16 protein-coding genes are annotated in these 15107 nt (G+C 65.5%); 8 read left to right on the forward strand and 8 right to left on the reverse strand.

All coding sequences use genetic code 11. The features are described from left to right. Positions 1-129 precede the first annotated feature (129 nt). Complete coding sequence (locus AC1DZY_RS13325; protein ID WP_476820600.1) at positions 130-1623, forward strand: MDR family MFS transporter; 1494 nt, start codon at positions 130-132, stop codon at positions 1621-1623. Positions 1624-1626: 3 nt separating this feature from the next. Here the strand turns inward: AC1DZY_RS13325 and AC1DZY_RS13330 are convergent, their stop codons facing one another. The 4 genes from AC1DZY_RS13330 to AC1DZY_RS13345 all read right to left on the reverse strand — a co-directional run bounded on the left by AC1DZY_RS13330 (position 1627) and on the right by AC1DZY_RS13345 (position 6136). Next, positions 1627-2517: an ABC transporter permease gene (locus AC1DZY_RS13330; protein WP_476820601.1), complete on the reverse strand. Its 891-nt coding sequence runs from the start codon at positions 2515-2517 to the stop codon at positions 1627-1629. A gap of 184 nt (positions 2518-2701) precedes the next feature. Continuing rightward, a complete protein-coding gene (locus AC1DZY_RS13335; protein WP_476820602.1) occupies positions 2702-3589 on the reverse strand; it encodes an ABC transporter permease in 888 nt (295 codons plus the stop codon). A gap of 197 nt (positions 3590-3786) precedes the next feature. Beyond that, on the reverse strand, positions 3787-5079 hold the full coding sequence (locus AC1DZY_RS13340) for an ABC transporter substrate-binding protein (protein WP_476820603.1): 1293 nt from the start codon (positions 5077-5079) through the stop codon (positions 3787-3789). Between the two features lie 67 nt (positions 5080-5146). After that, positions 5147-6136: an ABC transporter ATP-binding protein gene (locus AC1DZY_RS13345; protein WP_476820604.1), complete on the reverse strand. Its 990-nt coding sequence runs from the start codon at positions 6134-6136 to the stop codon at positions 5147-5149. Between the two features lie 297 nt (positions 6137-6433). On the opposite strand from AC1DZY_RS13345, the gene AC1DZY_RS13350 reads away from it, so the two are divergent. Next, entirely contained in the window at positions 6434-6985 is a 552-nt protein-coding gene (locus tag AC1DZY_RS13350; protein WP_476820605.1) for a DUF1269 domain-containing protein, read from the forward strand. Between the two features lie 142 nt (positions 6986-7127). On the opposite strand, the gene dapD is transcribed toward AC1DZY_RS13350, so the two are convergent. Further along, positions 7128-7970, reverse strand: a complete 843-nt coding sequence (gene dapD, locus AC1DZY_RS13355; protein WP_476820606.1) for a 2,3,4,5-tetrahydropyridine-2,6-dicarboxylate N-succinyltransferase — start codon at positions 7968-7970, stop codon at positions 7128-7130. 155 nt (positions 7971-8125) lie between these two features. On the opposite strand from dapD, the gene AC1DZY_RS13360 reads away from it, so the two are divergent. Then, entirely contained in the window at positions 8126-8416 is a 291-nt protein-coding gene (locus AC1DZY_RS13360; RefSeq protein ID WP_476820607.1) for a hypothetical protein, read from the forward strand. A 6-nt stretch (positions 8417-8422) separates the two neighbouring features. On the opposite strand, the gene AC1DZY_RS13365 is transcribed toward AC1DZY_RS13360, so the two are convergent. Both AC1DZY_RS13365 and AC1DZY_RS13370 read right to left on the reverse strand, forming a co-directional pair. Beyond that, positions 8423-8968 carry a TetR/AcrR family transcriptional regulator gene (locus tag AC1DZY_RS13365; RefSeq protein ID WP_476820608.1) on the reverse strand — a complete coding sequence of 182 codons (546 nt, stop codon included), beginning with the start codon at positions 8966-8968 and terminating at the stop codon, positions 8423-8425. A gap of 103 nt (positions 8969-9071) precedes the next feature. Beyond that, positions 9072-9473: an MAPEG family protein gene (locus tag AC1DZY_RS13370; RefSeq protein ID WP_476820609.1), complete on the reverse strand. Its 402-nt coding sequence runs from the start codon at positions 9471-9473 to the stop codon at positions 9072-9074. Positions 9474-9611: 138 nt separating this feature from the next. On the opposite strand from AC1DZY_RS13370, the gene AC1DZY_RS13375 reads away from it, so the two are divergent. After that, positions 9612-10946 (forward strand): 8-oxoguanine deaminase, encoded by a 1335-nt coding sequence (locus AC1DZY_RS13375; RefSeq protein ID WP_476820610.1) that lies wholly within the window; start codon positions 9612-9614, stop codon positions 10944-10946. A 68-nt stretch (positions 10947-11014) separates the two neighbouring features. After that, on the forward strand, positions 11015-11269 hold the full coding sequence (locus tag AC1DZY_RS13380) for a hypothetical protein (protein WP_476820611.1): 255 nt from the start codon (positions 11015-11017) through the stop codon (positions 11267-11269). A 6-nt stretch (positions 11270-11275) separates the two neighbouring features. Here AC1DZY_RS13380 and AC1DZY_RS13385 read toward each other — a convergent pair whose 3' ends face one another. Further along, a complete protein-coding gene (locus AC1DZY_RS13385) occupies positions 11276-11788 on the reverse strand; it encodes a MarR family winged helix-turn-helix transcriptional regulator (RefSeq protein WP_476820612.1) in 513 nt (170 codons plus the stop codon). Between the two features lie 180 nt (positions 11789-11968). Here AC1DZY_RS13385 and hydA point away from each other — a divergent pair, with 180 nt between their 5' ends. From hydA to cobF, 3 genes are all read left to right on the forward strand, one after another. Further along, the gene (gene hydA, locus AC1DZY_RS13390; RefSeq protein WP_476820613.1) at positions 11969-13432 is read left to right on the forward strand and encodes a dihydropyrimidinase; all 1464 of its coding nucleotides are present in this window, start codon (positions 11969-11971) and stop codon (positions 13430-13432) included. Positions 13433-13600: 168 nt separating this feature from the next. Then, entirely contained in the window at positions 13601-14263 is a 663-nt protein-coding gene (locus AC1DZY_RS13395; protein WP_476820614.1) for an aspartate/glutamate racemase family protein, read from the forward strand. Positions 14264-14340: 77 nt separating this feature from the next. Next, entirely contained in the window at positions 14341-15102 is a 762-nt protein-coding gene (gene cobF / locus AC1DZY_RS13400) for a precorrin-6A synthase (deacetylating) (RefSeq protein WP_476820615.1), read from the forward strand. The last annotated feature ends 5 nt before the right edge of the window (positions 15103-15107 follow it).

A 15107-nucleotide genomic window follows, 5' to 3' on the forward strand; every position in this document is an offset into this window, starting at 1 on the left:
CGGATTGCCAAGGGCCGAGAGCAGCGGCGCAGCGCGCAACGCGGCTCTGTCGTCCCGCCTCTGGCGCATGGCGTTGTGCCGCCCTACACTGTAGCCATTCCCCCCACGCACGGGCAGGCGTCAGTTACCATGGATAAGCGGGTCGAGACGGCGGCGCCATCAGCGCCCCTTACCCATGAGGATATTCGCTCGATCCTGTTTGGCATCATGCTCGCCATGTTCCTGGCGGCGCTGGACCAGACCATCGTCGCCACCGCGATGCCGACGATCGGGCGCGAACTCGGCGACGTCGCGCATCTGCCCTGGGTGGTGACGGCCTATCTGCTCGCCTCGACGGCGGTGACGCCGCTCTATGGCAAGCTCGCCGACATCCATGGCCGGCGGGTGACGCTGCTTTCGGCCATCGTCGTCTTCATCGTCGGCTCGGTGGCGTGCGCGCTGTCGCCCAATCTCTGGTTTCTGGTGGTCGCGCGCTTCGTTCAGGGGCTGGGCGGCGGCGGACTGATCGCATTGGCGCAGACGATCATCGCCGACATGGTCTCGCCCAAGGAGCGTGGGCGCTATCAGGTCTATTTCGCCGGCGTCTTCATGGTCTCCTCCGTGCTCGGGCCGGTGCTGGGCGGGCTCATCGCCGAGGCGCTGCACTGGTCGGTGATCTTCTGGATCAACCTGCCGCTCGGGCTCGCCGCCTTCTGGATGACGAGTTCCGCGCTGAAGCGGCTGCCGCGCCATGAGCGGCCCCACAAGCTCGATGTGCTGGGCGCACTGCTGATGACCAGCGCGACCATGACGCTGCTGCTCGCGCTGTCCTGGGGCGGAACCTATTATCCCTGGGGCTCGGCCCGCATCGTCGGTCTCGTCGCCTGCTCGCTCGTGCTCTGGGCGGTCTTCGCCTGGCGGCTCAGGACGGCCGACGAGCCGCTGATCCCGCTCGACATCCTCGCCAACCCGGTGGTGCGGATGGGCACGATCGCGGCCGGTTTCGGCATGGGCACCTTCATCGGTCTGACGATCTACCTGCCGCTCTATTTCGAGACGGTGGCGGGATTGTCGGCGGCGCATTCGGGGCTCGGCCTTCTGCCGCTGACCTGCGGCACCGTCGCAGGCGCCACGCTGTCGGGCCGTTCACTGGTGCGGCTGACGCATTACAAGCGCGTGCCCATGGCGGGGCTCAGCGTCGCGATCATCGGCTCGGCGACACTGGCGCTCTTTGCCGGTGAGATGCCGCTCCTGCCTTTCGGCGCGACCCTGGCCGTGATCAGCCTCGGGCTCGGCACGATCTTGCCGGTGACGACGGTCTGCATCCAGAACGCGGTACTGCCACACCAGCTTGGCACGGCGACCGCGGTGGCCAATTTCTTCCGCCAGATCGGCGGGGCGCTGATCGTGGCGGCCTTTGGCGCGATCGTGCTTGGCGGCGTAGGCGCCGCCGGCGCGGGGCTGTCGCCGGAAGCGCTCAAGCTCGGTACGGTCGATCGTGGTGCGATGGTTCAGCTGTTCCGTTATGTTTTCGCGGCGACCTGCTTTGGCTTCGTCATGGCGCTGCTGGCCATCATCCGGATGAAGGAGCTGCCGTTGCGCAGCGGTGCGGTCGATGCCGCCAAGGCATCTAGCGGCGAATAGGCCTCAGACGCCGCCCTTGCCGGCATCCGAGCCCTGCCGCGACTGACGCGCCCTCAGGCTCAGGATCGTCGCGAGCGCGAGCCCGATCACCAGGAACGACACCCCGGTGGTGACGGTTCCCAGCGCATAGATCTCCGGCGTCGTCACGGTCGAGGTCAGCGCCTGCAACTCCAGCGGCAGGGTGTTCTTCTCGCCAATCGACTGCGAGGAGCGGGCGATCTCGTCCCAGGACAGCGTGAAGCCGAACAGCCCGACGCCGATCAGCGAGGGCAGGATGACCGGCAGGATGACATGGGCGAAGGTCTGCCACGGCGTCGCGCCGAGATCGCGCGCCGCCTCCTCGAGCCTGCCGTCGAAGCGGTTGAAGATCGCGAACATGATCAGGAGGCCAAACGGCAGCGCCCAGGTCAGATGCGCGCCGATGCCCGAGGTGAAGATGCCCATGGCGGTGTTGTAATTGGCGGAGATGAAGGCCGGCGCGTAGTTCTTGATCAGTTCGTCGAAGAGCCGGAACTGCAGCGCGATGCCGAGCGAGGTCACGATCGAGGGCACGATCAGGCTGGCGATGGTCACGTAGAACAGCAGGTTCTGGCCCCTGAAGCGCTTGCGGAAGGCGAGCCCCGCCAGAACCGAGAAGACCATGGTCACGACCATCACCATCAGCCCGAGCTGGAGCGAGCGCCAGAAGGCCGATTTGATGTCGACGATGCCGCCGCCGCTCCAGAGCTTGCCGAACCAGTGCAGCGAGACCCCGTTCATCGGGAAGGTCATGCCGCCGGTCGGCCCCTGAAAGGAGAGCACGAAGATCGCGATCATCGGGCCGTAGAGGAACAGCACGAACAGGCCGAAGAAGGCGGCGAGCCAGTAGAAGGAGGCGGGGCGTCCCTCGCGCATGGCTAGAGCTCGACCCGCTGTTCGGCAAAACCCACAGCCCTCATCCTGAGGAGCGCTCCGCAGGAGCGCGTCTCGAAGGATGCTCTAGCTCGCTCTACAAATATCTGGAGCATCCTTCGAGACGCGCCTGCGGCGCTCCTCAGGATGAGGGCTGAGATGCGGGAATGGCGTCTGATCGACGGCATCACAGCTCTTTCCTGATGTCGACGAAGCGGTTGAGCGCCGTGATGATCAGCAGCGTGATCGCGAGCAGGATCACGGCGTTTGCGGCAGCCGGCGGGAATTGCAGCGCGTTCAGCCGCGTTTCGATGATCTTGCCGGCGGACGCGATCTGCTGCCCGCCCATCACGCCCACCGTAATGAAATCGCCCATCACGATGGTGATGACGAAGATCGAGCCGATGACGATGCCGGGTTTCGCCAGCGGGATGACGACGTTCCAGAGGGTCTGCCAGCCGGTTGCGCCGGCATCATAGGCGGCCTCCAGCAGGCGCTTGTCGATGCGCGCCATCGAATTGAAGATCGGGATCACCATGAAGAAGGTGAACAGGTGCACGAAGGCGAGCACCACCGAGAATTGCGAGAACAGGAGCCATTCGATCGGCTGGTTGATCAGCCCGACATTGATCAGCGCCGTATTGACGAGCCCGTTGCGCCCGAGCAGCGGCACCCACGAGATCATGCGGATGACGTTCGAGGTCCAGAACGGGATCGTGCAGACCAGCGCCAGCGTCATCTGCATGGTCACGGACTGGACGTGGAAGGCGAGGAAATAGGCGATGGTGAAACCGATCACCAGCGTCAGCGCCCAGACGATCAGGCAGAACTTCACCGTCGAGAGATAGGTCTTCAGGATGGTGCAGAGTTCGGGAAGCTGGTCGTAGCAGCCCTCGAAGGTCTCGACATAGGAGCGCGTCGTGAAGCTCGGGATAATCGAATAGTCGTTGTAGTCCCAGAACGAGACCATCACGACGAAGCCGAGCGGGATGACGAAGAACAGCGCAAAGACGCCGCCGAAGGGCAGCGCCTGGAGCCAGGCCGGCGGTGCGTAGGCGGTTTTTGGCGTGGGCATGGGCGTATGATCTCGTCCTGGTCCGCACAGGATTGGCAGGGAACGTGGTCAAACCCTCCACGTCATCCCGGACAAGCGGCGAAGCCGCGCCGATCCGGGATCCATCATAGGGCGACACAGTGCTCTATGATGGATCCCGGATCTCCGCTTCGCTGCGTCCGGGATGACGGCGCAGGTGTGTCAAAGGGTGAGCAGGCTCACGCCGCGATGAACTCGTTCCACTTCCTGACCATGTAGTCGTTCTCGTCCATCACCGCGTTCCAGCAGGCGACGTTGCCCATGCGGTCGTCATAGGAGCCGCCGTCGCGCGAGGAGCCGGCCTTTTCCAGCAGCGAGCCGTCGGGGCCCTTGATGTCCTTCTCGGCCGGCTTGCCCTCCATCCAGTAGGCCCACTCATAGGGCTCCATATTGGCCTTGGCAGTCGAGAGCACGGCCGAGTAGTAGCCCTGCCGGTTGAGATAGGCGCCGGCCCAGCCCGACAGGAACCAGTTGACGAACTCGTAGGCCAGTTCTGCTTTTCTGCCCGTCACCGATTTCGACAGGCAGAAGCCCGAGGCCCAGGAGCGATAGCCCTCCTTCAGCGGCTGGAAGGTGCAGGCGATGCCCTTGGTGCGGACCGCTGTCACGGCAGGCGACCACATCGACTGGATCACCGTCTCGCCCGAGGCCATCAGGTTGACGCTCTCGTTGAAGTCCTTCCAGAAAGCGCGGAACTGGCCGGCCTTCTTCGCCTCGGTCATGACCTTCATGGTCAGGTCGATCTCGGCCCGGGTCATGTTGCCCTTGTCGGGATATTTGTAGAGGCCGGACGCCTCGACCACCATGGCGGCATCCATGATGCCGATCGACGGGATGTTCAGGATCGAGGCCTTGCCCTTGAATTCGGGGTTGAGCAGCTCCTTCCAGCTCTCGATCGGGCGCTTGATCAGATCGGGCCGGATGCCGAGCGTGTCGGCGTTGTAGACGGTCGGGATCAGCGTCACCCACTGCGTCACGCCGGTCGCGAACTTGGTCGAGTTCTGGCCCTCGACGAACATCACCTTCTTGGGCGCCGTGCCCTGGTCGCCGATCACCTTGCCAGATGGCAGCTGGCCCTTGGTGAAGACCGGCGTGATGTTGTCGAACTCCTTGATCTTGCGGGCGTCCATGCCGAGGATGTTGCCTGATGGAACGAGCTTCTTCAGGCTGAAATATTCGGTGTCGAGCACGTCGAAGGAGTTGGGCTGGGTGATGACGCGCTTGGTCACATCGTCGGTCGTGGCCGAGATGTATTCGATCGTGATGCCGGTATCGGCCTTGACCTTTTTGGTGATGTCATCGGCCTGGTTCACCGCCGTGCCGAGATAGCGCAGCACCTTGGGCTCCTGCGACCAGACGGCCGGAAAGCCGGTGATCGCGCCCGAGCCGGCGGCGACGCCAGCGGCGGCGCCCGCACCCTTCAGCATCGCACGGCGCGACAGGCCGCCCTTGTCCTTCGTCGTCTTGCTCATGACCCTCTCCTCTTGCCTGGTCTTGTTGGTTGATCGTGATTTTGCTGACTTGATCTGGTCGGCTTCGTCAGGCGGCCGCACCCAGCCGGTGGACATCGGCCTCGTTCCAGCTCACCGCGACGGTGTCGCCGGGGTTGAAGGGCTCGGCGTCGAAGGTCGCCTCGCTCAGATTGGCGGTCAGATCCTTGGCGAAATTCGCCTCCAGCCCGATCTGGACATAGGAGCCCTGATACTCGACCTCGCTGACCACGGCCGTGCGGGCTGCCCCCGCGACAGCCTTGCTCAGGCGCAGCCGGTCGGTCCTGACTGCAATCGAACCCGAAGCGTCCGAGACGATGTTGTGGCCGCCGATGAAGCGGGCGATGAAGGCGGTGGCCGGCGCATTGAAGACCTCGCGCGGCGAGCCGGCCTGCTCGATCACGCCCTGATTCATCACCACCATGACATCGGCCAGCGCCATCGCCTCGTCCTCGCCATGGGTGACGTGGATGAAGCTGATGCCGAGTTCCTTCTGCAGCTTCTTCAGTTCGGCCCGCATCTTGATGCGCAGAAACGGATCGAGCGCCGAAAGCGGTTCGTCGAGCAGCAGGATTTGCGGCTTTGTGATCAGCGCACGGGCCAGCGCGACGCGCTGCTGCTGGCCGCCGGAAAGCTGCGCCGGCAGACGCTGGGCATAGCGCTCCATCGCGACGAGTTCGAGCAGACGCATCGCTTCACTGCGGCGCTCCGCCTTGGCGACGCCCCGCATCTTCAGCGAGAAGGCGACGTTGTCGACGCAGGAGAGATGGGGAAACAGCGCATAGCTCTGGAACATCATCGCGGTGCCGCGCTGCGCCGGCGCGAGATCGGTCACGTTGGTGGGCCCGAGGATGATGTCGCCCTCGCTGACCGCCTCATGGCCGGCGATCATCCTGAGAGTCGAGGATTTGCCGCAGCCGGACGGGCCAAGCAGGCAGCAATAGGAGCCCGCCTTGACGCGCAGGTTGATCGCGTCGACCGCGACAGTCGCGCCATATCTCTTGGTGACCTGAACGAGTTCGAGATCAGACCCTGCCACAGCGGCCTCCGCTTTTGGCGGTACGCCTTCAAGGGGCGTGCCAAGCGGGGCGGCGGGTCACAAGGCGCGATATTCGCGCGATCGAGCCGACCGCGTCCGGCGCTGCGTTAAAAATAGGCAAATAGCGAAAAAATGATCGCAAAATAGGCAATTATCATGTTCGGCGAGCAGACGGGTTTGTCCGTCACGCAGCGTCGCGATCGGTATGAGCGGGAACCGACACTGTGTGGACGCGTTCGCCACAGGCCCGTCGCAGTCTCGCGCGATTATGGCGTCCCATTTCGCTGGAGCCGTGCAATGTCCGATCTCGTCGTCATCGTCTATCCGAGCGAGGCTCGCGCCGAGGAGATGCGTCTCAAGATCATCTCGCTGCAGAAGGAATACCTGATCGAGATCGGCGACGCCGCCATCGCGGTGATGCACGAGGACGGCAAGGTGAAGCTCAACCAGCTTCTGAACACCACGGCGCTTGGCGCGGTCTCCGGCTCGTTCTGGGGCCTGCTGCTGGGCTCGATCTTCCTGATGCCGGTGTTCGGCGCGGCGCTTGGCGCGGCTTCGGGCGCGCTCGGCGGCGCATTGACCGACTATGGCGTCAATGACGGCTTCATGAAGGAGCTTTCGGCCAGCCTCCAGCCCGGCAACGCCGCGCTCTTCGTGCTGATCAACAAAATGACCACCGACAAGGTCCTCGAGGCCATCAAGGGCACGGGGGGCGTAGTGCTGAAGACCTCCCTCGACCATACGCAGGAGCAGAAATTGCGCGACGCGCTGGCGGGAACTGCCCCAGCGGCGCAATCAGCGTCGGCTCCCGCTAGCGAGGGTGTAGGCGCTCCTTCTCCGACAGGGTGAGCTTCGTCACTCAGGCACCCTGGTTCCGGGCGCAGCGAAGCGGCGACCGGGAATCCATCGGGTACTCTTATAATGGATTCCGGATCGGCGCGGCTTCGCCGCTTGTCCGGAATGAAGTGGTGTTTGGGAAGAGTGCTGCCGTTCAGTCCCGCAGCAACTCGTTGATGCCGGTCTTCGAGCGAGTCTGCGCATCGACCGTTTTGACGATCACGGCGCAGGAGAGCGAGGGGCCGGGCGTGCCGTCGGGGAACGGCTTGCCTGGCAGCGTGCCGGGCACCACGACCGAATAAGGCGGCACCTTGCCGACATGGACGACGCCGGTGGCGCGGTCGACGATCTTGGTCGAGGCCGAGATGAACACGCCCATCGACAAAACCGAACCCTCGCCGACGATGACGCCCTCGACGACCTCGGAGCGCGCGCCGATGAAGCAGTTGTCTTCGATGATGGTCGGGTTGGCCTGCAGCGGCTCGAGCACGCCGCCGATGCCGACGCCGCCCGACAAATGGACGTTCTTGCCGATCTGGGCGCAGGAGCCGACGGTCGCCCAGGTGTCGACCATGGTGCCTGAGTCGACATAGGCGCCGATGTTGACGAAGGACGGCATCAGCACGACGTTGGGCGCAAGGAACGAGCCCCTGCGCGCAGCGGCCGGCGGCACGACGCGGAAGCCCGCGGCGCGGAAGCGGTTCTCGCCCCAGCCCTCGAACTTGGAGGGCACCTTGTCCCAGAACACAGCCTCGCCGGGGCCGTTGGCGATGATCATGTTGTCGGTCAGGCGAAACGACAGCAGCACAGCCTTCTTGAGCCACTGATGCACGACCCAATCGCCGTCGATTTTCTCGGCGACGCGGGCGGTCCCTGAATCCAGCATCTCGATCGCCTGTTCGACAGCTTCGCGGGTCGCGCCCTTGGTGTTGATCCCGATCTCGGCGCGGGCCTCCCAGGCGGCGTCGATGGTGCGGCTGAGATCGGTGAGGGACATCGGCTTGCTCCGGCAATCATTTGGGCGGCTTTGAAAAGTCGCGGGAGCGATGGCCGATGAGGGCGGCGGCGTCAAGGCGAAGCACGATTGCGCAAGCGCCGCGGCGCGAATGCGGCTATGATGTCGCCGTCATGTCCAACGCGCCGGAGGGGACCATGAGACGGATCGCATTGTGCCTGCTGCTGACCGTGACATTCGATGCCGCACTGGCGCAATCGCGCCCCTCGACCACGACGCAGTCCTGCAGCGCCAGCCATCGGATCGTCGCGACGAGCGGCGCGGTCGTGCTCGGCACGGGCGGCTATACCTACGATCGCTTCGTGCGCGACCGCAGCTTCTGCGAGTTCGACGAGGGCGTAGCCCCGGCCTGGGTGCCGGCCCGCGACACGCCGGCCTGCTTCGTCGGCTATCGCTGCAAGAGCCGCGACCGCTTTCGCTTCGACTGAGCGATTTCAACGCCGCACTGGCGCGATCTGGGCCCGCAGGGCCGCAATCACTTCGTCGAAATCGGCCGGCGCATCGGTCGCGCGCCTGACGATCAGCGCGCCCTGCAGCATGTCGAAAATCAGGCGCGCAGTCTGCTCCGGGCTGGCGGCAAGCCGGAACTCGCCGGTCGCCAGGCCGCGCCTCAGCAGCGCCGCGAGCCAATCGTGATGCATCCGGAAGAACGGATCGACGCAGGCGCGTAAACTTGGCGGCAATGCCGGCATCTCGCCCGCCAGCGCCCCGCACAGGCAAATCAGCCCCGGCATCGCCGCGAGCGCGCGGAAAGGCTCGAAATAGCGCTCCAGCATCGCGTCCGCGCCATCCGCCCCGGCGACGATCTCGTCGAGACTGGCCTGGAAGCGCTGGCTGTAGCGCGCGACCACGGCAGCGCCGAGATCGGCCTTGGTCGGGAAGTGGTGGTGGATGCTGGCCTTCCGGATGCCGAGCGCCAGCGCGATGTCCTGATAGCTGATCGCGCTGTAGCCGCGCGACTGGATCAACCTCTGCGCCACGTCGAGGATTGCCTCGGCCGTGCCGATGGGCGCGGAAGGTTCTGCGGGTGCTTCGTAAGCCATGAGCGTCAGGGCGCGCCCGGGAAGGGCGCGCCGGCCTCTCTCAGATCCAGCGCAGCGAGGCGAGGATCAACGTGACGGTCGCGCCCCAGCCGACGGCGAAGGCGAGCGTCCGTACCACCGGAATCCCGAAGGTGTAGACGATGAAATGCACCAGCCGGGCGAAGAAGTAGACCATTGCAGCGCCACGCGTCGCCGGCGAGGAGACGCCGAGCGTCTGGACCATGAAGATCGCCGGCGCGAACACGACGAAGTTCTCGACGGCGTTGCCATGCGCCTTCATCGCGCGCTTGGCCCAGACGGAGTGAGGACTGCCGGTTTCCGGACCGGTGTCGGTCACGGCGGTCACCATCCCGCGAACGGCCATCCTGTCGAGGATGTAGGGCAACCAGAACAGCGCGGTCATCAGCAGCGTCAATGCCAGCCAGTAGAGTTCGGTGCTCATCGAAAACCTCCCACGATTGATATCCTCTACCTACTAGTTGGTAGAGGATTGAGTCGATGCTCGTCAACCGGCTGCCGGATTGCGCCCGCGGCCGAAATCGTCTGAATGCGGACGACGCCGGCAACGGGAGCCATAGCCATGCGCCTCTGGATCAGGAACCCGCTCGGCATCGTCGCCGATGATGCGTCGGGCGGCGTGGTCGTCGATGGCGCGGTCATCGTCGAGCTGGTGCCGGCCGGCGGCGCGCCGGCGCTGCCTGTGGACGAGGTCTTCGACGCATCGCGCCACGTCGTGCTGCCTGGCCTGATCAACACGCACCACCATTTCTACCAGACGCTGACGCGCGCCCATCCCGCCGCGATCGACCGGGAGCTTTTCCCATGGTTGACGGCGCTCTATCCGCTCTGGGCGAGACTGACGCCCGACGATTTCCGGCTCGCCGTCCGCGTCGCGCTGACGGAACTGCTGCTTTCGGGCTGCACCACGGCAGCCGATCATCACTATCTCTACCCGAAGGGCCTTGAGAGCGCCGTCGACATCGCGGTCGAGGAAGCGCGCGCGCTCGGCATCCGCGCCACCATCTCGCGCGGCTCGATGAACCTGTCGCAAAAGGATGGCGGGTTGCCGCCCGACTCGGTGGTGCAGGACGAGGACACGATCCTCGCCGACAGCGAGCGGGTGCTGAACCTGTTCCATGATCCCGCGCCCGGCAGCATGATCCAGATCGCGCTTGCGCCGTGCTCACCCTTTTCTGCGACGCCCGCGCTGATGGCGAAAAGCGCCGATCTGGCCGCGCGCTTCGATGCCCCCCTGCATACCCATCTCGCCGAGACACAGGACGAGGACGCCTATTGTCTCGAGGTCTACGGCAGGCGCCCGCTCGACCTGCTGGAGGAGACCGGCTGGATGCGGCCGAAAACCTGGCTGGCGCATGGCATCCATTTCTCCTGCGAGGAATGCGAGCGGCTTGGAAAGGCTGGCGTCGGCGTCTGCCATTGCCCGACCTCGAACGGCGTCCTGGCCTCGGGCTTCTGCAGGACGCGCGAGCTGGAGGCGGCCGGTTCGGCCGTGGGCCTTGGCGTCGATGGCTCTGCCAGCAATGACGGCTCCAACCTGATAGAGGAGCTGCGCCACGCTCTATTGGTCAACCGGCTGCATTACCGTAGCGCCAGCGCGGTGACGGCGCGCGACGTCATTCGCTGGGCGACGGAAGGTTCGGCGCGCTGCCTCGGGCGCTCCGACATCGGCAGGGTCGCCGCCGGAATGCAGGCCGATCTCGCGCTTTTTACGCTCGACGAATTGCGCTTTTCGGGCGCGCATGATCCGGTCGCGGCGCTGGTCCTGTGCGGCGCGAACCGGGCCGACCGGGTCATGATCGCAGGCCGCTGGCGCGTCATGGACGGGGCGGTGCCGGGGCTGGACCTTGCCGCATTGAGGTACGCCCATGGTGCGGCCGCCCGGCGCTTTGCCTGAGCGGCGTCCGGAATCTTGACGCATTTGCGGCCTTGGCTGTCGCGCGAGTAGCCGAAGGAGTCGCTGCCATGAGGATCGGACTGGTTGCCGCGCTGGGCCTGGCGGCTTTGGGCAGCGGCTGCGTGACACTCGCCGAAAGACGCGCATTCGATGAGGAGCAATGCCGGGGCTATGGTTTCCGCGCCGGGACGGACGCTTTCGCGCAATGCCTGCAGGAAATCGATCTCGACCGTTCGGCAAGCCGCAGGGCCGTCTGGGCTCAGCCCGTCTATCCGGGTTCCTATCCCGGCTATGGCTTCGGCTACGGCTTCCGGCGCTGGTGACGGCGCTCAGGCGTCGCTTTCCGGAGGCCTGAATTCTCGGAGCTCTGGCAGCTTCGCATGCAGTCGATGCAGGAAATCCGTCAGCTGCGCCCGCTCGTCTGGCGTAAACCCCTCCAGCATCATCGTTTCGCGAGCGGTCGCGACTGCGATCAGTCGATCGTGCAGGGCATAGCCGCTGGCCGTCAGCTCCAGCACCTGCCGGCGTGCGTCGCGGGCGTCGGTGTGCTCGTCGACATGGCCGCCGGCGACCAGCGAGGCGACGCTGCGGCTGACGGCGCCCTTGTCGAGCCCGATGACCTCGCAGATTCGCTGGGCAGGAATGGCCGGCTCGATGGCGAGCTGCGACATCACCCGCCATTCGGTGACGCCGACGCCGAACAGGTCGAGATAGAGCCGCGACGAGGAGCGCGACCAGGTGTTGGAGATTGCGGTCAGGAAATAGGGGACATAGCCGCCGAGATCGAGCACGTCCCGCTCGCGGCTGCTGCCTTTCGTCTTGTGGCGCTTCGTCGAAGGCATCGCGTATCCAGATAATCGGGCCCGGTATCTCACACGCCGTCGCAGGGGCGGGCAAGCGCGCCGCTGGCCATGGCCTTGCATGGCGCAAGCCACCCATACGCCGAAGCTGGTAGTGCTGGCGGCGATGCCGGGCATACTGCACGCCGACATCCGCAAGCGATCACGACCAAGGAAGCCTCCATGTCCAGCCCAGCCTACGACATCGTCATCCGCGGCGGCACGCTCGCGACCGCGACCGATGTGTTTGGGGCCGATCTCGGCATTCGCGGCGAGACGATCGTCGCGATCGGACAGAACCTGCCGGCCGGCGCAAGCGAGATCGATGCCGGCGGCAGGCTCGTGCTGCCCGGCGGCGTCGACACGCATTGCCATATCGAGCAGTTGTCGGGCGGCGGCCTGATGAACGCCGACAGCTTCGAGACCGCGACGCGTTCGGCAGCCTTCGGCGGCACGACGAGTGTGATCTCCTTTGCCGCCCAGCATCGCGGAGCGAGCCTCGCGACCACCGTGAGGGACTACGCGGCGCTGGCGAAAAAGGGCGCGATCATCGACTACGCCTTCCATCTGATGGTGGCGAACCCCGACGAGCAGACCATCGCGACCGACCTGCCGGCGCTGATTGCGGCCGGCCACCGCTCGGTCAAGGTGTTCATGACCTATGACGCGGTGCAGGTCGACGACCAGCAACTGCTGGACGTGATGCTGGCCTCGCGGGCGGCGGGTGCGCTCGTCTGCGTCCATGCCGAGAATCACGGCCTGCTGAAATGGATGAGCGAGCGGCTGATGAAGCGCGGCTACACCGCGCCGAAATACCACGCCGTCAGCCATCCGCGCGCGGCGGAAGTCGAGGCCTTCCACCGGCTGATCGCGTTTTCGGAACTGCTCGACCAGCCGATCTGCATCTTCCACGTCTCGACTGCCGAGGGCGCCGCCGTGATCCGCGAAGCGCGCGGGCGCGGCGTCAAGATCTATGCCGAGACCTGTCCGCATTACCTGCTGATGACGGCCGACGAACTCGACAAGCCGGGCATCGAGGGCGCGAAATGGGTCTGCTCGCCGCCGCAGCGCACGAGTGCTGATCAGGAGGCGCTGTGGCGTGCGCTGGCGCTCGGCGATCTGCAGATCCTGTCCTCGGACCATGCGCCCTATCGCTTCGACGAAACCGGCAAGCTTTCGGCCGGCCCCAACCCCGGCTTCAAGCAGATCGCCAACGGCATGCCGGGGCTGGAGATGCGCCTGCCGGTGCTATTCGATGCGATGGTCTCCAAGGGCCGACTCGGCCTGAAGAAGTTCGTCGAACTGACCGCCACCGCGCCTGCCGCGATCTACGACCTGCCCGGAAAGGGCTCGCTCGCCATCGGCATGGATGCCGACATCGCGATCTGGGACGCCGGGCGCAAGGTCACGCTCGCCGACGATCTGCACGACAACACCGGCTACAATCCGTTTTCGGGCCGCACCATCACCGGCTGGCCGGAGACGGTGCTGCGGCGCGGCGAGGTGGTTGTGAGCGAGGGCGCGCTGAAGGCTGCGCCTGGCACCGGCAGGCTGATGCTGCGCGAGGCGGGCGAGGCGACGAAGCCGACGGGCATGCTCTCGCTGGAATTTGACGAAGACCGCAATTTCGGTGCGAAGTTGTATTGATTGCGTTGAAACAAGCGCCGTCATTCCGGACAAGCCGCGTAGCGGCGCCGATCCGGAATCCATCATCGAGCACGACAGCGCCTTATGATGGATTCCGGGTCTCCGCTGCGCTGCGCCCGGAATGACGGTGCTTGTTCTTCGAGACAGGCGAACCACATCGAGGACCCCATGACCGGCACCATCTTCGTGATCAACCCGAACTCGACCGAAGCGGTCACTGCCGGCATCGACCGCGCGGTCGAGCCGCTGCGCTCGTCCGACGGGCCTGCGATCGAATGCCTGACCCTGGCCGAGGGCCCTCCCGGCATCCAGTCGCAGCGCGACGTCGACGGCGTCATCGGGCCGCTGCTGAAACGCGCTGCAAGCCTTGAGAACGAGGCCGCCGCCTTCGTCGTCGCCTGCTTCAGCGACCCCGGCATGCATGCGCTGCGCGAGCAGAGCAGCCGGCCCGTGCTCGGCATTGCCGAATCGGGCGTGCTGCAGGCGCTGACGCTGGGCCAGCGCTTCGGCGTCATCGCGATCCTGCCGACCTCGATCTCGCGCCATCTGCGCTATTTCGGGGCCATGGGCGTGATGGCGCGCTTTGCCGGCGATCTCTCGATCGGCATGGGCGTGACGGAACTCTCCGATGACGAGAAGACGTTGACGCGGATGACCGCGACGGGCAGGACGCTGCGCGACAGCCATCATGCCGACGTCATCGTCATGGGCTGCGCCGGCATGGCGCGCTTCCGCAGGCCGCTCGAAGAGGCGCTCGGCGTACCCGTCGTCGAGCCGACGCAGGCCGCGACCGCGATGGCAGTCGGGCGTGTGCGGCTGGCGGCGGCCTGACAGCGGAAAGCGCGCCCTCCGGAAACGATACGCATGGCGAGGCGGCCTGGCCTGCGGGCGCAGGCCGGGAGATTTGAATGCGCAAGATCCTGATCATCGGCATCGGCGCCGGCAATCCCGACCATGTCACGGTGCAGGCGATCAAGGCGCTCAACCGGGCCGATGTCTTTTTCATTCCGGACAAGGGAGCAGACAAGGCGGCCTTGCGGCAGTTGCGGACGGAAATCTGCGAGCGCTTCATCGAGGGCTCGGACTACCGGATGGTCGAGGTCAGGCACCCCCAGCGCGCCGCCGCCGGAAGCGACTATCGCGGCAGCGTCGACGACTGGCACGCGCGGCTCGCCGACAATTACGAACGGCTTTTCCGCGAGGAACTGGGTGAGGACGGATGCGGCGCCTTTCTCGTCTGGGGCGATCCGGCCTTGTACGACAGCACGCTGCGGATCGTCGAACAGATCCGTGCCCGAGGATTCGAACTCGAATACGATATCATTCCCGGCATCAGCAGCGTGCAGGCGCTCGCGGCGCAGCACCGCATCGCGCTCAACCGGATCGGCGAACCCGTGCTGATCACCACCGGGCGCAGGCTCGCCGAGGATTTTCCTGGCAGCCGCGACGCCATCGTCGTCATGCTTGACGGCGAGCAGGCGTTCACACGCATTCCCTCCGAGGGCGTCGAGATCTACTGGGGCGCCTATCTCGGCACGAAGGACGAAATCCTCGTCTCCGGCAAACTCCCGGAGGTCGCGGCCGAGATCGAGCGCGTCCGGCGGCAGGCCCGCGAGGAAAAGGGCTGGATCATGGATACCTATCTGCTGCGTAAGAGCGGCGATCGTTGATCGAT

Source organism: Allobosea sp. P2_A10 (assembly GCF_056405115.1).